Here is a 23,093-nt window from a genome sequence, read left to right on the forward strand (position 1 = left end):
TCTCAGTCAAGGTCTGGCGAAAGAGCGCTTATCCAACGGTGCATTTGTCGAAGCGATCAGGTTGAGTAAATTGTGGAATGGCGGGCGACACCCGACTACTGGCAGAAATACTAGTTTTTCAATGACCTGACCTTGTTGGCGCTGCCTTGTGCCGGATGCACTGGCACCCCTCACCTCACGCACCCTCGCTCGTGATCTTTAGCGAACCCTGAACTACGCTGACTGTCGCATCTCACAAATCATTTGTGCGCAAGCTAGGAGCCTGCATGAGGGTGACGCGTCCACTGGTGCTGGCAGGCCTGAGTGTGCTGTACATGCTCACCGGCTGTGGCAAGCAAGAAACCCCCGAGACGCTGCCGCGGGTCGGCGTGCTGCAAGTACAACCTACTGACTTCGCGGCCAGGGTCACCCTGACCGGCGACGTACAGGCGCGGGTACAAACCGACTTGTCGTTCCGTGTCGGCGGCAAGATCATCTCGCGAAGCGTCGATGTGGGCGATCACGTCAAGGCCAACCAGGTGCTGGCGCGGCTCGACCCGAAAGACCTGCAGAACAATGTCGACTCGGCCAAGGCCGAGGTGTTTGCCGCCCAGGCACGTGTGACGCAGACCGCCGCCGCGTTTGTGCGCCAGCAAAAACTGCTGCCCAAGGGCTATACCAGCCAGAGCGAGTACGACGCCGCCGAGGCCGCGCTGCGCAGTAACCAGAGCGCGCTCAAGGCTGCCCAGGCGCAACTGGCCAACGCCAAGGAACAACTGAGCTATACCGCCTTGGTGTCCGAAGCCGATGGGGTGATTACCGAGCGCCAGGCCGAGGTCGGCCAAGTGGTGCAGGCCACCCAGCCGATCTTCGGCCTGGCCCGCGATGGCGACCGCGATGCGGTGTTCAACGTCTACGAATCGCTGCTGGTGGCACCGCCCAGCGACGCTGGCGTGATCGTCAGCCTGCTCGACGACCCCAAAGTGCAGGCCCAGGGCTTTGTCCGCGAAGTTACCCCGACGGTATCCGCGCAGAGCGGCACGGTGCAGGTCAAGGTGGCGCTGCGCAATGTGCCGCCAGCCATGCAGCTGGGCTCGCCGGTGACGGCCACGGCCAACGCCCAGGGGCGGCCTAGCATCGAACTGCCCTGGTCGGCCCTGACCAAGGAAGTGCACGCGCCGGCGGTATGGGTGGTGGGTGAGGGTGACAAGGTGGAATTGCGCAAGGTCCAGGTTACCCGCTACCTGACCGGCAAGATCGTCATCGCCCAGGGCTTGAAAGGGGGCGAGACCGTTGTGGTCAGTGGTGGCCAGCTGTTGCATCCGGGCATGCAGGTTGAAAAAGTCGATGCCAAGGATGGAGGCTCCGCGCCATGAAACGACTATTGCTGATGTGCGCGGCCGGCTTGCTGTTGACCGGCTGTGGCAGCGAAGAAGAGCAACCCGAAGCCGTGCGCCCGGTGCTGTCGACCTTGGTCGAGGCCCAGGCGCAGTCACAACTGGGCCGCTTCGCCGGCACCATTCAGGCGCGTTTCGAAAGCACCTTGGGTTTTCGCGTATCCGGGCGCATCGCCCGGCGTTGGCTGGATGTCGGCGCCCAGGTGAAGCCCGGTGATACCCTGGCCACCCTTGACCCGACCGACCAGCAGAACCAGCTGCGCGCCGCCGAGGGCGACCTGGCCAGGGTTCAGGCGCAGTGGATCAACGCCCAGGCCAACGCCCGCCGCCAGCAGCAGCTGTATGACCGCGGCGTCGGCGCCCAGGCCCAGCTGGACATCGCCCAGACCGACCTGAAAACCACCGGTGCCAGCCTGGAGCAGGCCCGCTCGGCGGTCAGCCAGGCGCGCGATCAGCTCGATTACAGCACCTTGCGCAGTGACCATGCGGCGGTGATCACCGCCTGGCAGGCCGAAGCCGGGCAGACCGTCACGGCCGGGGAGGCCGTGGTCACCTTGGCCCGTCCAGACGTCAAGGAAGCGGTCATCGACCTGCCGATCAGCATCGCCGAAGCGTTGACCAAGGACCTTACCTTCACCGTTGCCTCGCAGCTGGATAGCAGCATCAACACCACGGCTACCCTGCGCGAGCTGGAACCCCAGGCCGACGCCGCCACGCGCACCCGCCGTGCCCGGCTGACCCTGGCCAGCACCCCGGCTGCGTTCCACCTGGGCACGGCGATCAGCGTAACCCTGACCTCGGCGATCACCCCGCGCAGCGAACTGCCCCTGAGCGCGCTGCTCGAACGTGATGGCAAAACCCAGGTCTGGGTGATCGACCCACAACAGAAAACAGTCGCCACCCGTGACGTTACGCTTACCGAGCGCACTGGCGACAGCGTCCTGGTGAGCGCCGGCCTGCAACCCGGCGAGCGGGTGGTGACCGCCGGCGTGAACAGCCTCAAGCCCGGCCAGAAAGTTACATTCGACGAGGACGCGCAATGAAAGGAAGCTTCAACCTGTCCGAATGGGCGTTGCGCCACCAGTCCTTCGTCTGGTACCTGATGTTCGTCGGTTTGCTGATGGGGATTTTTTCCTATTTCAACCTGGGCCGTGAGGAAGACCCGTCGTTCACCATCAAGACCATGGTGATCCAGACCCGCTGGCCGGGTGCGACCCAGGACGAGACCCTCTACCAGGTCACCGACCGCATCGAGAAGAAGCTCGAAGAGCTCGACTCCCTCGACTACACCAAAAGCTACACCCGCCCCGGCGAGTCCACCGTCTACGTCTACCTGCGCGACACCACCAAGGCCGGCGACATCCCGGACATCTGGTACCAGGTGCGCAAGAAGATCCAGGACATTCGCGGCGAATTCCCCCAAGGCATCCAGGGGCCTGGCTTCAACGATGAATTCGGCGACGTGTTCGGTTCCATCTACGCCTTTACCGCCGACGGCCTGACTATGCGCCAGCTGCGCGACTACGTGGAGCAGGCCCGGGCCGAGGTGCGCGAAGTCCCCAATATCGGCAAGATCGAGCTGGTCGGCACCCAGGACGAGGTGTTGTACCTGAAGTTCTCCACCCGCAAGCTGGCGGCCCTGGGCATCGACCAGCGCCAAGTCATGCAGGCGCTGCAGCAACAGAACACGGTAACCCCAGCCGGGGTGATCGAAGCCGGGCCAGAGCGCATTTCTGTTCGTACAACCGGGCAGTTCGCCTCCGAGAAAGACCTGCAAACCGTCAACCTGCGGATCAACGACCGCTTCTTCCGCCTGGCCGATATCGCCGATATCGAGCGCGGCTACGTCGACCCGCCTTCGCCGATGTTCCGCTACAACGGCCAGTCTGCGATTGGCCTGGCGATCGGCATGAAGGCCGGTGGCAACATTCAGGTCTTTGGTGCCGCGCTGAAGCAGAAGATGGACAGCATCGTCAGCGAGCTGCCAGTGGGCGTAGGCGTGCACACCGTGTCCGACCAGGCGGTAGTGGTAAAGGACGCGGTGGGCGGCTTTACCAGCGCCCTGTTCGAGGCGGTGGTGATCGTGCTGGCGGTAAGCTTCGTCAGCCTGGGCGTGCGCGCCGGGCTGGTGGTGGCCTGCTCGATCCCGCTGGTGCTGGCCATGGTCTTCGTGTTCATGGAATACAGCGGCATTACCATGCAGCGGATTTCGCTGGGGGCGCTGATCATTGCGCTTGGCCTGTTGGTGGACGATGCGATGATTACCGTCGAGGTGATGGTCACACGGCTGGAAATGGGCGAGAGCAAGGAGCAGGCGGCGACCTTTGCCTACACCTCTACGGCATTCCCCATGCTCACAGGCACCCTGGTGACCGTGGCCGGCTTCGTGCCGATCGGCCTCAATGCCAGTTCCGCCGGCGAGTACACCTATACCCTGTTCGCGGTGATCGCCGTGGCGTTGATCGTATCGTGGGTGGTGGCGGTTTTCTTCGCGCCGGTGCTCGGGGTGCATATTCTCAAGGCCGACAAGCTCAAGGCCCACGAGGCGGAGCCCGGCCGTGTCGGGCGGGCGTTCGAAGGCGGTTTGCTGTGGTGCATGCGCAACCGCTGGCTGACCATCATCGGCACCATCGTGCTGTTCGTCCTGGCGTTGTTCTGCATGCGCTTCGTGCAGAACCAGTTTTTCCCGTCTTCCGACCGCCCGGAAATCCTCGTCGACCTCAACCTGCCGCAAAACGCCTCGATCGAAGAGACGCGCAAAGTGGTCGACCGCCTGGAAGCCAGAATCAAGGACGACCCGGACATGGTGCGCTGGAGTACCTACATAGGCCAGGGCGCGATCCGCTTCTACCTGCCTCTGGACCAGCAACTGCAGAACCCGTACTACGCCCAGCTGGTCATCGTCAGCAAAGGCTTCGAGGAGCGCGCGGGCATGATGGCGCGCCTGCAGAAGTTGCTGCATGAAGAGTTCGTCGGCATCGGCAGCAATGTGCAGTCGCTGGAAATGGGCCCGCCGGTAGGCCGGCCGATCCAGTATCGCGTCAGCGGCAAGGACATCGACCAGGTGCGCAAGCACGCGATCGAGCTGGCCACATTGCTCGATGCCAACCAGCACATCGGCGAGATGATCTACGACTGGAACGAGCCCGGTAAGGTGCTGCGCATCGAAATCGCCCAGGACAAGGCGCGCCAGCTTGGGCTGTCGTCCGAAGACGTGGCCAACGTGATGAACAGCATTGTCAGCGGCGCACCGGTGACCGAGGTCAACGACAATATCTACCTGGTAGATGTGGTCGCCCGCGCGGTGGACAGCGAGCGGGGCTCGCCGGACACGCTGCAGAACCTGCAGATCGTCACCCCAAGCGGCACCTCGATACCGCTACTGGCCTTCGCCACCGTACGCTACGAACTGGAGCAGCCGTTGGTATGGCGCCGTGACCGCAAGCCGACCATCACGCTCAAGGCGTCGGTAAACGGGGACATCCAGCCCACCGACCTGGTGGCCCAGTTGAAGCCGAAGATCGATGAGTTCGCCAGCCAGTTGCCGGTCGGCTACGAAGTGGCCACGGGCGGTACGGTGGAGGAGAGCAGCAAGGCCCAGGGCCCGATCGCCAAGGTCATTCCGCTGATGCTGTTCCTCATGGCGACCTTCCTGATGGTCCAGCTGCACAGCGTGCAGAAGCTGTTCCTGGTGGTCAGCGTGGCGCCGCTGGGGCTGATCGGTGTGGTGCTGGCGCTGGTGCCGACCGGCACGCCGATGGGCTTTGTGGCGATTCTCGGGATTCTCGCCCTGGCCGGCATCATCATTCGTAACTCGGTGATCCTGGTGACCCAGATCGACGAGTTCGAAGCCCAGGGCTATTCACCGTGGGATGCGGTGGTGGAAGCCACCAACCACCGCCGCCGGCCAATTCTGCTGACAGCCGCGGCAGCCAGCCTGGGCATGATCCCGATTGCCCGCGAAGTGTTCTGGGGCCCGATGGCCTACGCCATGATTGGCGGCATCATCAGTGCAACGCTGCTGACGCTGCTGTTCCTGCCGGCGCTGTATGTGGCCTGGTACAAAATCCGCGAGCCGCAGAAGCAAAACTGAGGCTTCGCTGGCCCTATCGCCGGCAATCCTGCCCCCGCAGGTACACCCCACAGGTTGATATTCATGGGGTCCCTGTGGGAGCCGGCTTGCCGGCGATAGGGCCCGCCAGCGCAAAGATTAAATTAGTTATATAAACATTCTTAAACAGTATTTTTAAGAATATCCGCGCCTCACTACTATTGCCCTCAAGCCAGGCGCAAACCCCTTCAAACCTCTGCCCGGCACCCTCACTCCAAGGAGAACGAGCATGAGTGCATCTCTGCGTAGCATCGACGGTCAGGACGAAGCCACCATTCTGCGTGAGATCCAGAGCGCCCTGCGCGATCTGCGTTTCGGTGCGGTGGAGATTACCGTGCATAACGCTCAGGTCGTGCAGATCGAGCGCAAGGAGAAGTTCCGCCTGCAACAGCCCGGTAACAAGCCCGGCTGATACCGCACCACACTCAAAACTAGAAAAATGCCAATCGGGAGCTTCACCATGTCCATCCGCCGTTATGCGCTCGCCGCCCTGGCCAGTGCCGTTTTTGCCGGTTCCGCCATCGCCAAGGACTACGAACTGTTGAACGTGTCCTATGACCCGACGCGCGAGCTGTATCAGCAGTACAACGCCGAATTCATCAAGCACTGGCAGCAAGCGCACCCGGACGACAAGGTGAAGATCCAGCAGTCCCACGGCGGCTCGGGCAAACAGGGCCGGGCGGTAATCGACGGCCTGCGCGCCGACGTGGTGACCCTGGCCCTGGCCGGCGACATCGACGAAATCGCCAAGCTCGGCAAGACCCTGCCGGAGAACTGGCAGACCCGCCTGCCGGACGCCAGCACCCCGTACACTTCGACCATCGTGTTCCTGGTACGCAAGGGCAACCCGAAAGGCATCAAGGATTGGGGCGACCTGATCAAGAAGGACGTCTCGGTCATTACTCCGAACCCTAAAACCTCCGGCGGCGCCCGCTGGAACTTCCTTGCAGCCTGGGCCTATGGCCTGAAGCAAGGTGGCGAAGCCAAAGCCACCGAATACGTGAAGGAGCTGTTCAAGCACGTGCCTGTACTGGATACCGGCGCCCGTGGTTCGACCATCACCTTCGTCAACAACGGCCAGGGCGATGTGCTGCTGGCCTGGGAAAACGAAGCGTTCCTGGCGCTGAAGGAAGACGGCGGCGCCGACAAGTTCGAAATCGTCGTGCCTTCGCTGTCGATCCTTGCCGAACCGCCAGTGGCTGTGGTCGACAAGAACGCGCAGAAAAAGGGTAACGAACAGATCGCCGAGGAATACCTCAAGCACCTGTACAGCCCGGCCGGCCAGAAAATTGCTGCTGAAAACTTCTACCGCCCACGTGACGCGAAAGTCGCTGCCGAATTCGGCAAGCAGTTCCCGAAACTGGATTTGGTAACCATCGACAAGGACTTCGGTGGCTGGAAGACTGCACAACCCAAGTTCTTCAACGACGGTGGTGTGTTCGACCAGATCTATCAGGCCCAGTAACTGGCCGAGGAAAAGCGGGGCCGCTTGGCGGCCCATCGCCGGCAAGCCAGCTCCTACAGGAATCGCGCAGCGCTCAGGCCTGTGGTAATCCTTTGGAAGCTGGCGTGCCGGCGAAGGGCTGCGCAGCTGCCCCGGGATTCAGAAGCTTGCACCAGCCCGGAATTTTTTCCGGGCTTCGTGCGTTCAACCAGGGATATTTATGTCACGTCGCATTTCCCCCGTCATACCCGGCTTCGGGCTGACACTGGGCTACACCTTGGTGTACCTCAGCCTGATCGTGCTGATACCGCTCGCGGCCATGTTCATTCATGCCTCGCAGCTCACCTGGGAGCAGTTCTGGAACATCATCAGCGCGCCACGGGTCATCGCCGCGCTCAAGCTGAGTTTCGGCACCGCCCTGTTCGCCGCCATCATCAATGGCGTCATCGGTACCCTGCTGGCCTGGGTGCTGGTGCGCTATACCTTCCCTGGGCGCAAGATCATCGATGCGATGATCGACCTGCCGTTTGCCCTGCCCACCGCCGTAGCCGGTATCGCCCTGACCGCCTTGTACGCCCCTGCTGGCTGGGTGGGCCAGTTCGCCACCGACCTGGGCTTCAAGATCGCCTACACACCGTTGGGCATTACCCTGGCACTGACCTTCGTCACCCTGCCGTTCGTGGTGCGTACGGTGCAGCCGGTGCTGGCAGACATCCCGCGTGAAGTCGAAGAGGCTGCGGCCTGCTTGGGCGCAAAACCCCTGCAGGTGTTCCGCCACATCCTGGCGCCGGCTCTGTTGCCCGCCTGGCTCACCGGCTTTGCCCTGGCTTTTGCCCGAGGCGTCGGCGAGTACGGTTCGGTGATCTTCATTGCCGGCAACATGCCGATGAAAACCGAAATCCTGCCGCTGCTGATCATGGTCAAGCTCGACCAGTACGACTACACCGGCGCGACCGCCATCGGCGTGCTCATGCTGGTGGTTTCCTTCATCCTGCTGCTGCTGATCAACCTGCTGCAGCGCCGCATCGAAACCCCTTGAAGGAGGCCCGGCTATGTCCAGTTCATCCCTGAGCGCTACCGCCGCCGCCAACGCCGCACGGCGTGGCAGTGCCACCTCGCGGCGCATCCTGATCGGCCTTGGCTGGCTGGTGTTCGCGCTGTTCCTGTTGCTGCCGCTGGTGATTGTGGTGTCGCAGGCCTTGAAGAACGGCTTTGGTACGTTCTTCGAGGCGATCTTCGAGCCTGACGCGCTGTCTGCGCTCAAGTTGACCTTGCTCGCAGTGGTCATTTCCGTGCCGCTGAACCTGGTGTTCGGCGTAAGCGCTGCATGGTGCGTGAGCAAGTACACCTTCCGTGGCAAGAGCGTGCTGGTGACCCTGATCGACCTGCCGTTCTCGGTGTCGCCGGTCATTGCCGGCTTGGTCTACGTGCTGATGTTCGGCGCCCAGGGGCTGTTTGGGCCTTGGCTGCAGGACCACGATATCCAGATCGTCTTTGCCCTGCCGGGCATCGTGCTGGCGACCATCTTCGTCACTGTGCCATTCGTTGCCCGTGAACTGATCCCGCTGATGCAGGAGCAGGGCACCCAGGAGGAAGAAGCCGCACGCCTGCTGGGTGCCAACGGCTGGCAGATGTTCTGGCACGTGACCTTGCCGAACATCAAGTGGGGCCTGATCTATGGCGTGGTGCTGTGTACTGCGCGAGCCATGGGCGAGTTCGGCGCGGTGTCCGTGGTGTCGGGGCATATCCGCGGCGTCACCAACACCTTGCCGCTGCACGTGGAAATCCTCTACAACGAGTACAACCACGTCGCGGCCTTCAGCGTGGCCAGCCTGTTGCTGATCCTGGCGCTCTTCATCCTGCTGCTCAAGCAGTGGAGCGAGAACCGTATTAACCGCCTGCGCCATAGCGCCGCGGAGGAATGATTCATGTCGATCGAAGTTCGTAACGTCAGCAAGCGCTTCAACAGCTTCCAGGCCCTGGACAACATCAACCTGGATATCCACAGCGGCGAGCTGGTGGCCCTGCTGGGCCCGTCTGGCTGCGGCAAGACCACCCTGCTGCGTATCATCGCTGGCCTGGAAACGCCGGATGACGGCAGCATCGTGTTCCACGGCGAGGATGTGTCCGGCCACGATGTGCGTGATCGCAACGTCGGTTTCGTGTTCCAGCACTACGCGCTGTTCCGCCACATGAGCGTGTTCGACAACGTCGCGTTCGGCCTGCGCATGAAGCCCAAGGGCGAGCGCCCGAGCGAGAGCAAGATCGCCGAGAAGGTGCATGAGCTGCTGAACATGGTGCAGCTGGATTGGTTGTCCGACCGCTACCCCGAGCAGCTCTCCGGGGGCCAGCGCCAGCGTATCGCCCTGGCCCGTGCCCTGGCGGTGGAGCCCAAGGTGCTGCTGCTCGACGAGCCGTTCGGCGCCCTCGATGCCAAAGTGCGCAAGGAGCTGCGCCGCTGGCTGGCACGGCTGCATGAAGACATCAACCTGACTTCGGTATTCGTGACCCACGACCAGGAAGAAGCCATGGAAGTGGCGGACCGCATCGTGGTGATGAACAAGGGCGTGATCGAGCAGATCGGCTCGCCGGGCGAAGTGTACGAGAAGCCGGCCAACGACTTCGTCTACCACTTCCTCGGCGACTCCAATCGCCTGGCGCTCAGCGAAGGCAACCACGTGCTGTTCCGCCCGCACGAGGTGTCGTTGTCCCGCCATGAGACTGAAGGGCACCATGCCGCCGAGGTTCGTGATATTCGGCCGCTGGGGGCGACTACCCGGGTGACGTTGAAGGTGGAAGGGCAAAGCGAGTTGATCGAGGCCGAGGTGGTCAAGGACCACGACAGCCTGACTGGGCTGGCGCGGGGCGAGACGCTGTTCTTCAGGCCGAAGGTCTGGCAGAAGGTGGCGGATATCTGATCCCTCGGATCATCGAAAAGCCCGGGCATGGTCCCGGGCTTTTTTATTGCCCGTGTACGAATCGCCGCCGCCCCCCTGTAGGAGCGGGTTTGCCCGCGATCGAGGGCGCAGCCCTCGCGGCAAGCCGATGCCTTACAAGAATATTTTCCATGCCTGCAATGCATCGGTTTTGCGCTGCTCTAACGAAACCCGCGAATCACGTGGCTTCCAAGCAACCACCCAAAACCAATATGCCTAAATGATCTAACTTTAATTTTAAACATTACTTTAAGAGATAAGCCTCTGGCCCCGATGATTCAGCCACACACCTGAATCAAGAACCCCAGGAGTTTGATCAATGGGTAATGTCCAGACGGCCGTCAGGGCCTACGACCAGCCATGGCGCCCGGCCCCGGGTGACCTGGTCGAGCTTGGACGGACACTTCGCCTGCCGCTGGGCCAGCTGCGGCTGCAACGCACGCCGGTCAGCGGCCTCAAGCGCCGCGACAAGCTGGCGTTGGGCTTGCTGGTGCTGGCCTTGCACGGCGCCGCCGCCTACTGGGTAAGCCAAGCCCCGACGCCTGAGCTGCCGGTAGTGCCGCCGCAGATTCCACCCATGACCATCGAGTTCGCCGCACCTGCGCCGCCCGTGGTCGAGCCGCCACCACCGGCCCCGGCACCGCCGGTGGTGGAGCCACCGCCACCGGTCGTTGACGAGCTGGCCGCCAAGCCTAAACCCAAGCCAAAGCCGCTGCCCAAGCCCGTGGTCAAGCAGGCGCCCAAGCCGCCGCCCAAACCCGTCGAGGCACCACCCCCTGCGCCTGCGCCGGTGGCGGCCCCCGCACCGCCTGCGCCACCCGCGCCGGCGCCGGTAACGCCCGCTTCGGCCAACGCCGCGTACCTGAAGAACCCGGCGCCGGAGTACCCGCAGATGGCCCAGCGCCGCGGCTGGGAAGGCACCGTGCTGCTGCGAGTCGAGGTCTTGCCCAGCGGCAAGCCGGGGCAGATCCAGCTGCAGAAAAGCAGCGGTCGCGATGCCCTCGACGCCGCCGCCCTGGCTGCGGTCAAGCGTTGGAGTTTCGTGCCCGCCAAGCAGGGCGATGTGGCCCAGGCCGGCTGGGTCAGTGTGCCGATCGATTTCAAGCTTCGTTGATTTTTCGCCAGACCATTATTTGCAGAACATAGGAAAACACTCTCATGAGCCTGTTGGCATCCCCCCTCGAGTCCGTTGAAAGCGCAGTCATCTGGCTGCTGGTAGGTTTTTCTGTCGCTACCTGGGGCTTGGCCCTGGTCAAGGTCGTGCAGTTCGTGCGGCTGAAGAATCAGGACAAACGCTTCCACCAGCAATTCTGGGCAGCCTCGAGCCTGGATGCGGCGGCGCAAATCAGCCATGAGCTGCCTGGCCCGGCGGCCCGCGTTGCTCAGTCCGGTTATGCCGCGATTGCTGTCGGCGAGGCCCAGGCCAACGACCTGAGTCACGCGATCAACCACCAGGACCGCCTGGAACGTGCCCTGCGCCAGCAGATCGTGCGTGAGCGCCGCTCGCTGGAAACCGGCCTGGCCGTGGTGGCCAGTATCGGTAGTACCTCGCCGTTCATCGGCCTGTTCGGCACGGTTTGGGGCATCATGGAAGCCCTCAAGGGCATCAGCGCGGCAGGCTCGGCCAGCCTGGAAACCGTGGCGGGCCCCATCGGCGCGGCATTGGTCGCCACGGGTGTGGGTATCGCTGTCGCGGTGCCGGCGGTGCTGGTCTACAACTACTTCCTGCGCCGCCTCAAGCTGACCGCCGCCGACCTGGATGATTTCGCCCACGACTTCTATAGCCTGGCGCAGAAGAGTGCTTTCCGCGTGCTGGTGCACCCCGCCGTGCAAAAGGCGCAAACCGGTTTCACCCAGCCGGTGAAGGAGGCGTCCTGATATGGCCTTTTCGACCCAGGACAACGACGAAGTCCTCAGTGAAATCAACGTCACGCCCCTGGTAGACGTCATGCTGGTGCTGCTGGTGGTGTTTATCGTCACTGCACCACTGCTGACCAACGCCATCCCCATCAACCTGCCCAAGACCGAGGCCGTGGCGCCGGTGGAGCAGAAGGACCCGCTGGTGGTGAGCATCGATGGCAGCGGCAAGCTGTTCATCAACAAGGACGAGATCCAGCCGGACCTGCTGGAAACCAGCCTCAAGGCGGCCAAGGCCAAGGACGAACAAGTGCGTGTGCAGCTGCAGGCTGACGACGGCGTGAATTACGGCGAGGTGGCGCGAGCCATGGCCGCGATCGAACGTGCAGGCATCAGCAAACTGGCGGTGATCACCGCGCGCTGATCGGCAAACCCTCTTCAGGCAAGTGCTTATGGGCCTTATCTCTTGGCAGGGGTAGGCCCTTTTTTTATGGCAAATGATTTTCCCAGAAATGCCTTATGGTTATTAATAAATAGCTTCTTATTCCTTTACGAATATAAACACCTCCCTATACTTGTCTCCAAGCACGCAAACTTACTGGAGGCGTCCCCATGCGCAATGAGTCGATTCGCTACCTGATTGTGCCGGGCTGGCAAGGATCGCCAGACAACCATTGGCAGAGTCACTGGCAGCGCACCTTGCCCAACAGCGCCCGGGTCGAGCAGCAGGACTGGCTGACTCCGCAGCGCCAGGACTGGGTGCAGGCGTTGGAGCAGGCGATCGCCGCTGAACGCTCGCCGGTGATTCTCATCGCCCACAGCCTGGGCTGCATCACGGTCGCCCACTGGGCCGAGCAGGCCAGCCCGGCCTTGCTGCGCCGAGTGCGTGGCGCGCTGTTGGTGGCACCGGCTGACGTCGAGCGGCCGACCTGCTCGCCCGCCTTGCGCAACTTCGCGCCGATCCCGCTGCAGGCGTTGCCATTCCCAAGCCAGGTGGTCAGCTCCGATAACGACCCGGCGGTGAACGTTCCGCGCGCGCTTTTCCTGGCCCAGGCCTGGGGGGCTGAAGCAGGGTTGTTGAGCAACGCCGGGCACATCAATGTGAAGTCTGGGCATGAACGCTGGGAGCAGGGCTTCGCCTACCTGTATCGCCTGCAAAGCCGGGTTGAGCAGCGCGCACTGCGCCGCGCCTGATCGGCCCTACTGTTTATCGTTAGCCTGACGCCCGGCCGCTGGAGGCATGGGGCGGGAGTTCGTCATGACCTTTCAAAACCCGTTCGGCCAGCCGCTGCTGACCTTCCCTGAACTGGACAAGAGCCCACTGAGCATCCGTGCCAAGGCACTGGTGTTCATCGACCCGCGCTCGCAGCAGTTGCGCAAGGCCCTCGAGCGGTTGGCGCCGCAACCGCTGCCGGTGCTGATCCGCGGCGAGACCGGCACCGGCAAGGAGCTGCTGGCCCGGCAGATCCATCGCGCCAGCGACCGCGGCGGGCTGTTTGTTTCGGTCAACTGCGCGGCCATCAGCCACACCTACGCCGACGCCGAGCTGTTCGGCTACAGCGCCGGTGCTCACGGGGGAACTGCCAGCAGCCGTGCAGGTTGGTTCGGCTCGGCCAACGGCGGCACGCTGTACCTGGATGAGATCGCCGACTTGCCGTTGGCTATCCAGGGCAAGCTGCTGGCCGCACTGGAGAACCGCGAAGTCACCCGTGTCGGTGCGCAACAGCCGCAGCCGGTAGATGTGCGCCTGGTGGCGGCGACCAGTATCGACCTGGCGCGGGTGGTGAAGGCCGGCAGGTTCAACGAACGCCTGTACCAGTACCTGCGCGAGGGTGCTCTGGAGCTGCCGCCGCTGCGTGAGCGCCGCGGCGATATCCTGCCGTTGGCTGAGTACTTCGTGGGTATCTACACCGCACGCCTGCAACGCCCGGTGCCACTGATCAGCGAAGCGGCCCAGCAGGTGCTGGAAGCCCACGCCTGGCCCGGCAACACTCGCGAGCTGGAGAACATCATCCACTTCGCCCTGCTGGTCAATGACAGTGACGAGATCCAGCCAGAGGACCTCGACCTGCCCAACCCCGCAGGCTAGACCTCGCTCATAAGCAAAGTCGGTAATGGCAGTTTGTTTTTGGAATAAGTAGCTAATTAAAAGGTATTGTTGCGGAATAAAAAATCTCGGTATCTTCCGCCTCACGCCCGCTGATGAAACGGTTGGGCACCGACTTCGCCATCGCCGATGGCCAGAAACAGAACAAGGACCACCATGAAGAAGACCCTGCTGACCACGGCCCTGGCCGCCGCCCTGTCGTTCTCCGGCCTGGCTGCTGCCGCCGAGAAACTGGTGGTTGCCGCCACCCCGGTACCCCACGCTGAAATCCTCGAGCTGATCAAACCGACCCTGGCCAAAGAGGGCGTGGACCTGGAAATCAAGGTCTTCACCGATTACGTGCAGCCAAACGTGCAAGTGGACCAGAAGCGCCTGGACGCCAACTACTTCCAGACCCTGCCGTACCTGAAGAGCTTCAACGAAGGTAAAGGCACCCACCTGGAAACCGTGATCGGCGTGCACGTGGAGCCATTCGGTGGCTACTCGAAGAAGATCAAGAACCTGTCCGAGCTGAAGGACGGCGCAACCGTTGCCATCCCTAACGAAGGCAGCAACAGCGGCCGTGCCCTGATCCTGCTGCAGAAGGCTGGCCTGATCACCTTGAAAGACCCGAAAAACGCCCTGGCCACCCCGAAGGACATTGCAGAGAACCCGAAGAAGCTGAAGTTCAAGGAGCTTGAATCGGCCATGCTGGCGCGGGTACTGGACCAGGTCGACCTGGACATGATCAACACCAACTACGCGCTGGAAGCTGGCCTGAACCCGGCCAAGGACGCGCTGGTAATCGAGGGTAGCGACTCGCCGTACGTGAACTTCCTGGTTGCCCGCCCGGACAACAAGGACAGCGAGGCTATCCAGAAGCTGGCCAAGGCCCTGACCAGCCCAGAGGTGAAGGAATTCATCGCCAAGAAGTACAGCGGTGCGGTGCTGCCGGCGTTCTGATTCGGCCCTGCATGAAAAACGCCGGCGCATTGCGTCGGCGTTTTTTTTTGGTGCTGGCAGTGGTTGAGGGGTGGATTTAGCGGCCCTTCGCGGGCAAGCCCGCTCCTACAGGCACCGCTTTGAGCGTACTCTGCGCCGGAATAACCCCCATCTGTGCCCGCTGGTACCGCCCCTCGATGTACCCCTCGGCCTGGTCCGCATAGTGCCTGTCGAACGGCACCCCACTTTGCCCGATCGGGTTACTGGTCAGCGCCTGCCCGGCATCGGCAAAATCGATCAGCCGCCGCGTCGAAGGTCCATACGTCACTGGCCAGGGTGCCGGCCCGATCTTCGCCGACAGGTTATTGGGCACTTCATGGGTGCCGGGCGCCGCGAACGGCCCTACGTTGAACAGCAGGTTCAGCGGCTTCTTCACCCCCAGCGGATGGTTGTGCGTCAGCGTATGCGCCTTGCCCCATTGCCAGCTGGCCGGGTCTTTGCCGATGGTTTCACGCAGGTGCTTGAGCGTCTGCTGCCAGGCGCCACGCACGACGGCGGTGCGGTCGGTTGGTTGAGTGGCCCCGCGGGTGTTCCACCACGGCGATTCGGCATCGGCGGCCAGGCGTGGCAGGGCGGCGTCGATGGCGCGGGTGCTGATCAGCACCGGGAACCAGGTATCGCCGAGCTCGTCGTGCAGCGCGCCATACGCCAGCTGGTACAGGAACTGGTTGAACAGCGTGGCGCTGGTCGAGTCCAGCGGGTAGTCACCGCGCCAGGCTGCCAGTTGCTCGACCAGCTCCTTTTCCTCATCGCCCTGGGCGATGCCGCGCAGGGTCGCCAGTAACGGCGCCAGCGTGCGAGGGCCGTAGTCGTTGGCGGTGTCCAGTTGCAGCGCCTGGCTGTTTTCGGTGTCCCATTGCACATCCGGGTTGGCCAGCTGGCGGTCCAGCTGTCGGCCCCGGTCCGCAAGGTTGTAGTAGCCCGGTACCGGCACCACCGCTGGCGGCTGGTAGTTGGCCGAAACGATGTAGCCACTGGCCGGGTTTTCCTGCTGCGGGTTGACGCTGAAGGGGTAGAATCCCAGCTTGTCGCCCTGTGGGCTGGCACCCTCGAGGATGAAGGTCGGGTTGACGCCCTCCGGGCGGATCGGCAGTTGCGCCGCTGCCCACCAGCCGATATCGCCACGCGCGTTGGCCCAGACGAAGTTCAGCCCTGGCGCGTGTACCTTGGCGGCCGCTTCGCGCATCTTGGCCAAGGTGTCGGCGCGGTTGAGTTGGTAAAAACCTTCGAGGATCGGGTTGTCGGTCTCAAGGAATGCCCACCACATGGCGATGGGTGTGGCGCCGGCGGTTGCCCCCAGCACCTCGTTGACGATCGGCCCGTGAGGGGAGCGGCGCAGCTCGACGGTGACGGGCGGCTGGCCTTTGACGGCGATCTTCTGCTCGGTCTTTTCCAGGGTTCGCCATTGGCCATCGACCATGACCTGGTCGTTGTTGGCCGGGTTGACCTTTTCGGCAATCAGGTCGACATCGTCGTTCTGGAACATGGTCAGGCTCCAGCCGAAGTCACGGTTGTGCCCGAGCAGCGCGAACGGGTTCAGCGCCTGGAAATAGCCATACAGGTTGAAGCCAGGCGCCGACAGCTCCGCCTCGTACCACACGGCCGGCACCGCGAAGCTGATGTGCGGGTCACCGGCCAGCAATGGCTTGCCGCTGCGAGTACGGCTACCTGCAATGGCCCAGGCGTTGCTGCCCTCGAACTGCGGGATACCGGCATCGCCAAGGGCCTCGTGGCTGAGCCGCGCCAGGGCTTCCAGGCTTTGCCAGTCTGCGGCGGCCAGTGGCGTGCGGATCGCACCGTCAGGGTGCCAGTCGAGGTCAAAGATTTTCAGGTACTGCGGGCCGAGCTGATCGCGGATGTAGGTGAGTGCAGGCTCGGTGCGGAACGCGGCAGCGAAGCTGTAGGCCAGGTAGCCGGCGATGCTCAAGGTGTCTTCGGCGGTGAACGGCCTGGGCGTGATGCCGATCAGGTCGAACTCCATGGGCTTGGGGTGGCTGGCCTGCCAAGCGTTGATGCCGTCAAGATAGGCTTGCAGGGCTTGCCATGCCGGTGACTGGCGGTCCAGCCGCTGCACCATCAAGGCAGCCTGGTCGCGGATGCGCAGGCTGCGAAACAGGGTGTCGGTGGGCAGCAGCTTGTCGCCCAGCACTTCGGCCAACTCGCCACGCGCCAGGCGGCGCATGATTTCCATCTGGAACAGCCGGTCCTGGGCATGCACGTAACCGAAGGCGCGGTACAGGTCCGCTTCGTTCTGCGCCTGCAGGTGCGGCACGCCGCGGGTGTCATAGCGCACGCTGACCGGGGCCTGCAGGCCGGCGATCGCCACCTCGCCGTCACGCTGCGGCAGCTTGCCATGCACGTACCAGTAACCAGCGCCGGCGGCCACGGCTACGACCACGGCCAACAGGGTCAGGCTGCGCTTCATCGAGACTCCTTGTGCATTCGAGCGGAAAATGTGGTCCGATCTTCGACGTATTCGCGAACAGAGCATAGCCCCCGACAGGAGATTCCAATGTTCCTCAGCGAAAAACAGAAAATGCTCAGCGGCCAGCCCTACCATGCCAGTTGCCCCGAGCTGCAGGCCGAGCAAATTGCCAGCAAGCACTGGATGCACCGTTACAACAGCAGCTTCGAGTTGCTCAATGAAGCCCGCAACGGCTTGCTCGCCGAGCACTTCGGCCATGTGGGCGAGGGCACCGTGATTCGCCCGCCGTTCTTCTGTGACTATGGCTACAACATCAGTGTCGGCCGCAATACCTTCATGAACTTCAACTGCGTGATTCTCGACGTGCTGCCGGTGCGCATCGGCGATGACTGCCAGATCGGCCCGGCGGTGCAGATCTACACCGCCGACCACCCGCTTGACCCCGAGCAGCGCCGCAGCGGGCTGGAAAGCGGGCGGCCGGTGACCATCGGCGACAACGTGTGGATTGGCGGTGCGGCGATCATCCTGCCCGGGGTGACCATCGGCGACAACGCGGTGGTCGGCGCGGGCAGTGTGGTCACCCGCGATGTGCCGGCGGGCGCGGTGGTGGTGGGTAACCCGGCGCGGGTGCGTCAGCCGCCCCAAGGGCAGTAACAGCCAACTGCAAGCGTATTGGATGCGCTGACCTGGCGATCATCGAGCAGCGCTTTGAGGATCGGCTCGATGAAGCTGTTGCTGGCGTTGCACACCGCGCCTTCGCTGTAGGGGCCGAAATAGGCAAGGTTGCCCTGACGGTCCCAGATCGCTACGGCGGGGGAGGCGGGCAGCTGCTCGCTACCAGGCAGGTTGGCGATGGGTTGCAAGCGTGTGAGGTTGGCCGGCAACTGGCCGTGGCTACCGGGTTTTTGCACGAAGTGGAACGTGACATCAGCGCCTGCAAAGTGGCTGACCAGGTCGGCCAGATGCTGCTGGTTGCCGACATTGCAGGGGCAGGCCGGGTCCCAGAAATGCACCACGCGGATCGGGCCAGGGCCTGCGAGTGCCGCGGGCAGGCGCAACTGGCTGCCGTCGAACAGGGTGGCCTGGTTGTCGAAGGGGCGCAGGTAGCGGGACTGGAAATTGTCGTAGGCCCACCAGAGCACAGCGGCGCCGAGCAGCACCGCGGTGGCCATGATTACCCGTTTGATTGGCGTCTGCATGAAGAATTCGCTGTTGTTTTTGCTGGCCTCATCGCCGGCAAGCCGGCTCCCACAGGTACAGCGGCGGCTGTGGAGAACATGCGGTTCTTGTAGGAGCCGGCTTGCCGGCGATGAGGCCAGTTCAGGCAATAAAAGTGCCCAAGCTTGCCACGATGGAGCCAAGAGCTGAATATCCCAGATCAATACTCGCTTCGCTTTGGATGTACTTGATGCCTGTTGCTTTTCAGCCCGACCGCCTGCGCCCCACCCTCGAGCCCTTGAGCGCTCGCCAGCCCCTGTCTGCGCTGGCCCAGGACTACCAGCGTTTCTATGGCCTGAACCTGTCGGCGCAGAGCTGGCTGGGTGGCTTCCAGGCAGCGGGCTTCGAGCTGGTCGGGCAAGCCTGGCTGCCGCCGCAGCCTGTTGCGACGCTGTTTCTGCTGCATGGCTATTACGACCACATGGGCCTGTACCGGCATGTGATCGAATGGGCGTTGAAGCAGGGCTACGCGGTCATCAGTTGCGACCTGCCTGGGCACGGGTTGTCCAGCGGCGAGCGCGCCAGCATCACTGATTTCGCGCTGTACCAGCAGGTGCTGGACGCTTTGTTCGAGCAGGCGCGGAGCCTTGACCTGCCGCGACCGTGGCACATGTGCGGGCAAAGCACGGGCGGGGCGATTGCCGTGGACCACCTGCTGCACCAGGGCGCAAAAAGCCCGATCGATGGCCAGGTGATCCTGCTGGCGCCGCTGGTGCGCCCACGTGCCTGGCTGTGGTCGAAAGTCAGTTATCGGGTGCTGCGCCATTTCGTCAATGGCATCGAGCGGCGCTTCAGCGAAAACACCAACGACCCGGCGTTCCTGCCGTTTCTGCAGGCCGACCCGCTGCAACCGCGTCGCTTGCCGACCGCTTGGGTCGGCGCGCTGATGGCTTGGGTCAAGCGTATCGAAGCCGCACCGTGCAGTAAGCGGCAGCCTTTGATCGTTCAGGGGGAGGCGGATGGCACCGTGGACTGGCCCTATAACCTCAAGGTGCTCAAGGCCAAGTTCAGCGAACCGCAAATCCTCATGCTGCCCGAGGCTCGCCACCACCTGGCCAACGAGCTGCCGGGCATTCGCCAGCGCTACTTCGACTTCATCGATCAGCGCCTGGGCTGATTACTTGAGGTTGGCGCCGTTCTGGCCGACCGCCAGCCCTGCGCGCACGGCAGCCACGGCAGCCTGGTAATACGCCTTGCCTTCCGGCGATTCGGCAAAGGTGGCGAACTGCTCGAGTTCGGCGTCGGACAAGTCTCGGTAGACGTACAGCAAGGTGTTGTTGAGGTCCTCGCCAATCTGGCTCATCAGCCGCTGGCGCTGGCCGTCGAGCAGGCCCTGGGCCTGGCCGCCACCAAACAGGCCGGGGATCATCGAGCTCAAGCTGTCGGCAGCCACCCCGGCGATCGCCAGGCTGACCTCGGCACCCGCTTCGCGGGCCGGGAGTGCCTGGGCCAGGTGGCCGATGATCAGCAGGCGGTTGTCACTGGCCTGGATCTTCGGCAGGCCTTTGGCGTTCTTGGCCAACTGGTCCTTGCGCGTGGCCAGCAATTCGGCGGCGACGATCTTGCGCCCCAGCGGCGACTGGAAGAAGGCCAGCGCCGGCGCAGGGTTGGGCAAGGCGCTGCGCAGCTGCGCCAGGGCACGGCGATCCATACCCTCGGCCTGGAAGCGCTGGTTGCTGTTGTTGACCAGCGCCTGGTAAACGGCAGGCGGCAGGCTGTTGCGGTAGCGCTGCTGGGCGGCGCTCACGGCATCATTGAAATGGGCGCGCTGGTCGGGCCAGCCGGCGGCCTTGTACAGTTGATCGAGGCTGTCTGCCCAGACAGGCATGGTGCAGATCATCAGCAGAAGCAGGGAAAACAGACGGCGCATTCAGGACTCCTGTCGGCAGATGGCTATTGTCCTTGGCTCGGCGTCGGTTTGTCGAGATACGCGCGTGATTCTCAGCCAAGTGGCGCTGTGCGAGTGCAGGGCTAATGGATATGATGCGCGCCATGCACATATCCCCTGAACACCCGATGCTTGCGGCCGTCGTCGACGATCTGGCCACCCATGGCTGGTCGCAGCAGGCCCTTTTTCTGCCTGGTGAACTGGTGCGTGCGCTAGCGGCCGAATGTCGGCGCCGTGATGCAGAAGGCCAGCTCAACCCTGCCGGGGTTGGGCGCGGCGTTTCCCAGGAGGTGCGCGAGGCGATCCGTGGCGACCAGATCGAGTGGATCGACCCCGGCCAGGCCGAGGCGTGTGACCAATACCTGGCGGCCATGGACCACGTGCGCCTGGCCATCAATCAGGGCTTGTTCCTCGGCCTTGAAGACTTTGAGTGCCATTTCGCCCTGTACCCACCGGGGGCGTTTTATCGCCGGCACCTGGACCGTTTTCGCGATGACGACCGGCGCATGGTCTCGGCGGTGCTCTACCTCAATGAGGACTGGCAGCCAGAGGATGGCGGCCAGTTGCGCATGTTCCTGGCTGACGATGTGGTGCACGACGTGCAGCCGGTGGCCGGCAGCCTGGTGATTTTCCTGTCGGGCGAGGTGCCGCACGAAGTCTTGCCGGCCGGACGCGAAAGGCTATCGCTGACGGGCTGGTTCCGGCGCCGTGGCAATGACCCGTTCTGACTTGCCCAGGGTGCTGGTCAGCTCCTGCCTGCTAGGGCAGCCGGTGCGTTATGACGGCCGAGCCAGCGGCCATCCTGATCTGTTGCAGCGCTGGCAGGCCGAAGGGCGTGTGGTGCCGTTGTGCCCGGAAGTGGCCGGCGGTTTGCCGACTCCGCGCCCGGCGGCGGAAATCCCGGGTGGGCAGGGTGGCGCTGTGCTCGATGGTGGCGCGCAGGTAATCACGGTGAGTGGCGAGGATGTCAGTGCTGCGTTCCTGGCCGGTGCGCAGCAGGCGCTGGCGCTGGTGCGTCTGCATGGTATCCGGGTGGCGGTGCTCAAGGCTGGCAGCCCCTCGTGTGGCAACCGGTTGACCTACGATGGCACGTTTGCCGGGGTGAAGGTGCCGGGTGAAGGGGTGACTACGGCGCTGTTGCGGCGCGACGGCGTGCTGGTGTTCAGCGAATTGGAGCTGGAAGAAGCGGAGCGAGCGTTGGCTGGGCGTTCAGCTTGATCCTGCTCCGCCCTCTTCGCGGGGCAAGCCCGCACCTACAAATACCGCGCAATTCTGGCGAACTGTGACATACCTGTGGGAGCGGGCTTGCCGCGCGAAGAGGCCGGTACAGGCGACAAATCAGTTATTGCCCGGCAGCAGTCTCCTGCACACCCTTGAACCACTTCTGCTCTAGCTCTGCAGTACGGCCACTGTCCTTGAGCCGCTGCAGCGCGTTGTTCACTGCGCCCTCGAACGCGGGGTTGCCTTTCTGGAACGGGATCACCAGTTTCTTCTCGCCGAATGGCTGGCTGACATCGAACGGGGTGTCGGCCTTGGGTGCGCTGTCTGCCGGGGTCAGGGTGATGTCGTAGGTTCCACTTTGCACCCCTGGCAACGCTTCGGCGGCAGGGGTTTCGATGAATTCGGCGCGCAGGTCCAGCTCCTTTGCCAGCTCCTGGCCAAATTCGATGTCGAAGCCGGTCAGGTGGTCGTTTTCCTTGAAGGCATAAGGCGAGTTGTCGGCCTGCACGGCAATGCGCAGTTCGCCCCGGTCGGCTATTTCGTCTATCAGCTCGGCTTGAGCCAATGGCGTGATGAGTACTGCCAGCAGTACGCCTATGGTCGAACGCATGTAAAGCCCCTTTCTTTGGCAAATGAATAACTTTCGCCACGACTTTCTTCCTCGTCGTGGTCGAGCGCAGCCTATGACCTTGAAGCCTTGGCGAGGTTTAACCCTAACTGAAATATTTCTCTTTGTGGGCTATGGTGAACGACCGCTGCCGTAGGAATTTTCTGGCGGCGGCTTTCAAGTGAATCACAGGAGAAGTGAATGAACAGCCTATTTTCGCGTGCTGCCGTTGCCGGCCTGCTGATGGGGGCCTCGCTATTGGCCACCGCTGCGGATGCGCTGAAGAGCCAGGAGCCGCCCAAGGATGCCAAGGTCTTCATCGTTTCCCCCGCCGATGGTGCAACGGTCGACAAGACCTTCACCGTCAAGTTCGGCATCGAAGGCATGGGGCTCAAGCCTGCGGGCGACCAGACGCCTCACACCGGCCACCACCACCTGCTGGTGGATGTCGACAAAGAACCGTTGGCTGACCAGCCACTGCCCACCAGCCTGATGCCCGAGAGCGGTGTTGCGCTGCCGGCGGGCCCACAGGTGCTGCACTTCGGCAAGGCACAGACCGAGGCCACCATTACCTTGACGCCGGGCAAGCACACCTTGCAGCTGGTGCTGGGCGACCAGTATCACGTGCCGTTCAAGCCAAGCGTCGAGTCGAAGAAGATCACCGTCGAGGTGAAGTAACCATCGCGAGCCTGTCTTCTGTAGGCGCGGCATTGCGTCGCGAAAGGCCTGCGAAGCGGGCCCAGGGCACAGATGAACGAAAAAGGGAGGCCACCTGGGCCTCCCTTTTTTATGCAGCATGTCCCGTCCTGAATAAGGTTTACACCTCCCATCCCGAATTTCCGGAGAGTCAGATGGAGCAAGGTGTAAAGCGCACACAGCGAGATTACTCACTGTCTTTTAAATTGGCGGTGGTTGATCAGAT

At 63.1% G+C, this 23,093-nt stretch carries 23 protein-coding genes; 19 read left to right on the plus strand and 4 right to left on the minus strand.

What is annotated here, in order from left to right:
* Nucleotides 1-266 precede the first annotated feature (266 nt).
* From ABEH27_RS20310 to ABEH27_RS20375, 14 genes are all read left to right on the plus strand, one after another.
* Nucleotides 267-1,355, plus strand: coding sequence for an efflux RND transporter periplasmic adaptor subunit (locus ABEH27_RS20310; protein WP_346615275.1), 1,089 nt, complete (start codon nucleotides 267-269; stop codon nucleotides 1,353-1,355).
* Nucleotides 1,352-2,419 carry an efflux RND transporter periplasmic adaptor subunit gene (locus ABEH27_RS20315; RefSeq protein ID WP_346615276.1) on the plus strand — a complete coding sequence of 356 codons (1,068 nt, stop codon included), beginning with the start codon at nucleotides 1,352-1,354 and terminating at the stop codon, nucleotides 2,417-2,419. Before ABEH27_RS20310 ends, ABEH27_RS20315 begins: the two co-directional genes overlap by 4 nt.
* Complete coding sequence (locus ABEH27_RS20320; RefSeq protein WP_346615277.1) at nucleotides 2,416-5,469, plus strand: efflux RND transporter permease subunit; 3,054 nt, start codon at nucleotides 2,416-2,418, stop codon at nucleotides 5,467-5,469. The genes ABEH27_RS20315 and ABEH27_RS20320 overlap by 4 nt, the downstream gene beginning before the upstream one ends.
* 247 nt (nucleotides 5,470-5,716) lie before the next feature.
* Entirely contained in the window at nucleotides 5,717-5,899 is a 183-nt protein-coding gene (gene oscA, locus ABEH27_RS20325; RefSeq protein WP_003248957.1) for a sulfur starvation response protein OscA, read from the plus strand.
* Between the two features lie 48 nt (nucleotides 5,900-5,947).
* A complete protein-coding gene (locus ABEH27_RS20330) occupies nucleotides 5,948-6,952 on the plus strand; it encodes a sulfate ABC transporter substrate-binding protein (RefSeq protein WP_346615278.1) in 1,005 nt (334 codons plus the stop codon).
* Nucleotides 6,953-7,151: 199 nt separating this feature from the next.
* Nucleotides 7,152-7,970 (plus strand): sulfate ABC transporter permease subunit CysT, encoded by an 819-nt coding sequence (gene cysT, locus ABEH27_RS20335; protein ID WP_012274724.1) that lies wholly within the window; start codon nucleotides 7,152-7,154, stop codon nucleotides 7,968-7,970.
* Nucleotides 7,971-7,983: 13 nt separating this feature from the next.
* A complete protein-coding gene (gene cysW / locus ABEH27_RS20340) occupies nucleotides 7,984-8,856 on the plus strand; it encodes a sulfate ABC transporter permease subunit CysW (protein WP_346615279.1) in 873 nt (290 codons plus the stop codon).
* 3 nt (nucleotides 8,857-8,859) lie between these two features.
* Complete coding sequence (locus ABEH27_RS20345; protein ID WP_346615280.1) at nucleotides 8,860-9,849, plus strand: sulfate ABC transporter ATP-binding protein; 990 nt, start codon at nucleotides 8,860-8,862, stop codon at nucleotides 9,847-9,849.
* A 337-nt stretch (nucleotides 9,850-10,186) separates the two neighbouring features.
* Nucleotides 10,187-10,981 (plus strand): energy transducer TonB, encoded by a 795-nt coding sequence (locus ABEH27_RS20350; RefSeq protein WP_346615281.1) that lies wholly within the window; start codon nucleotides 10,187-10,189, stop codon nucleotides 10,979-10,981.
* Between the two features lie 44 nt (nucleotides 10,982-11,025).
* Nucleotides 11,026-11,745, plus strand: a complete 720-nt coding sequence (locus ABEH27_RS20355; RefSeq protein WP_346615282.1) for a MotA/TolQ/ExbB proton channel family protein — start codon at nucleotides 11,026-11,028, stop codon at nucleotides 11,743-11,745.
* Nucleotide 11,746: 1 nt separating this feature from the next.
* Nucleotides 11,747-12,148, plus strand: coding sequence for a biopolymer transporter ExbD (locus ABEH27_RS20360; protein ID WP_346615283.1), 402 nt, complete (start codon nucleotides 11,747-11,749; stop codon nucleotides 12,146-12,148).
* 188 nt (nucleotides 12,149-12,336) lie between these two features.
* Nucleotides 12,337-12,918: an alpha/beta hydrolase gene (locus tag ABEH27_RS20365; RefSeq protein WP_346615284.1), complete on the plus strand. Its 582-nt coding sequence runs from the start codon at nucleotides 12,337-12,339 to the stop codon at nucleotides 12,916-12,918.
* A gap of 64 nt (nucleotides 12,919-12,982) precedes the next feature.
* On the plus strand, nucleotides 12,983-13,813 hold the full coding sequence (locus tag ABEH27_RS20370) for a sigma 54-interacting transcriptional regulator (protein WP_346615285.1): 831 nt from the start codon (nucleotides 12,983-12,985) through the stop codon (nucleotides 13,811-13,813).
* A gap of 174 nt (nucleotides 13,814-13,987) precedes the next feature.
* Complete coding sequence (locus ABEH27_RS20375; protein WP_346615286.1) at nucleotides 13,988-14,773, plus strand: MetQ/NlpA family ABC transporter substrate-binding protein; 786 nt, start codon at nucleotides 13,988-13,990, stop codon at nucleotides 14,771-14,773.
* A gap of 76 nt (nucleotides 14,774-14,849) precedes the next feature.
* Here ABEH27_RS20375 and ABEH27_RS20380 read toward each other — a convergent pair whose 3' ends face one another.
* Nucleotides 14,850-17,237, minus strand: a complete 2,388-nt coding sequence (locus tag ABEH27_RS20380) for a penicillin acylase family protein (RefSeq protein WP_346615287.1) — start codon at nucleotides 17,235-17,237, stop codon at nucleotides 14,850-14,852.
* Between the two features lie 87 nt (nucleotides 17,238-17,324).
* On the opposite strand from ABEH27_RS20380, the gene ABEH27_RS20385 reads away from it, so the two are divergent.
* Nucleotides 17,325-17,891 (plus strand): sugar O-acetyltransferase, encoded by a 567-nt coding sequence (locus ABEH27_RS20385; protein ID WP_346615288.1) that lies wholly within the window; start codon nucleotides 17,325-17,327, stop codon nucleotides 17,889-17,891.
* Here ABEH27_RS20385 and ABEH27_RS20390 read toward each other — a convergent pair.
* A complete protein-coding gene (locus ABEH27_RS20390) occupies nucleotides 17,870-18,436 on the minus strand; it encodes a DUF6436 domain-containing protein (RefSeq protein WP_346615289.1) in 567 nt (188 codons plus the stop codon). The two genes, ABEH27_RS20385 and ABEH27_RS20390, sit on opposite strands and share 22 nt — an antisense overlap.
* A 209-nt stretch (nucleotides 18,437-18,645) precedes the next feature.
* Between ABEH27_RS20390 and ABEH27_RS20395 the strand changes: the two genes are divergently transcribed.
* Nucleotides 18,646-19,572 carry an alpha/beta hydrolase gene (locus ABEH27_RS20395; protein WP_346615290.1) on the plus strand — a complete coding sequence of 309 codons (927 nt, stop codon included), beginning with the start codon at nucleotides 18,646-18,648 and terminating at the stop codon, nucleotides 19,570-19,572.
* Here the strand turns inward: ABEH27_RS20395 and ABEH27_RS20400 are convergent, their stop codons facing one another.
* Nucleotides 19,573-20,325, minus strand: a complete 753-nt coding sequence (locus ABEH27_RS20400) for a DUF2059 domain-containing protein (RefSeq protein ID WP_346615291.1) — start codon at nucleotides 20,323-20,325, stop codon at nucleotides 19,573-19,575.
* A 110-nt stretch (nucleotides 20,326-20,435) separates the two neighbouring features.
* On the opposite strand from ABEH27_RS20400, the gene ABEH27_RS20405 reads away from it, so the two are divergent.
* A complete protein-coding gene (locus ABEH27_RS20405) occupies nucleotides 20,436-21,071 on the plus strand; it encodes a 2OG-Fe(II) oxygenase (protein WP_346615299.1) in 636 nt (211 codons plus the stop codon).
* On the plus strand, nucleotides 21,058-21,561 hold the full coding sequence (locus ABEH27_RS20410; RefSeq protein WP_346615292.1) for a DUF523 domain-containing protein: 504 nt from the start codon (nucleotides 21,058-21,060) through the stop codon (nucleotides 21,559-21,561). The genes ABEH27_RS20405 and ABEH27_RS20410 overlap by 14 nt, the downstream gene beginning before the upstream one ends.
* A 124-nt stretch (nucleotides 21,562-21,685) precedes the next feature.
* Here ABEH27_RS20410 and ABEH27_RS20415 read toward each other — a convergent pair whose 3' ends face one another.
* Nucleotides 21,686-22,174: a transporter substrate-binding domain-containing protein gene (locus tag ABEH27_RS20415; protein ID WP_346615293.1), complete on the minus strand. Its 489-nt coding sequence runs from the start codon at nucleotides 22,172-22,174 to the stop codon at nucleotides 21,686-21,688.
* A gap of 198 nt (nucleotides 22,175-22,372) precedes the next feature.
* Here ABEH27_RS20415 and ABEH27_RS20420 point away from each other — a divergent pair, with 198 nt between their 5' ends.
* The gene (locus ABEH27_RS20420; RefSeq protein ID WP_346615294.1) at nucleotides 22,373-22,849 is read left to right on the plus strand and encodes a DUF4399 domain-containing protein; all 477 of its coding nucleotides are present in this window, start codon (nucleotides 22,373-22,375) and stop codon (nucleotides 22,847-22,849) included.
* Nucleotides 22,850-23,093 lie beyond the last annotated feature (244 nt).

Source organism: Pseudomonas sp. P39-UII1, from assembly GCF_039672635.1.
In the GTDB taxonomy this organism is placed as follows: domain Bacteria; phylum Pseudomonadota; class Gammaproteobacteria; order Pseudomonadales; family Pseudomonadaceae; genus Aquipseudomonas.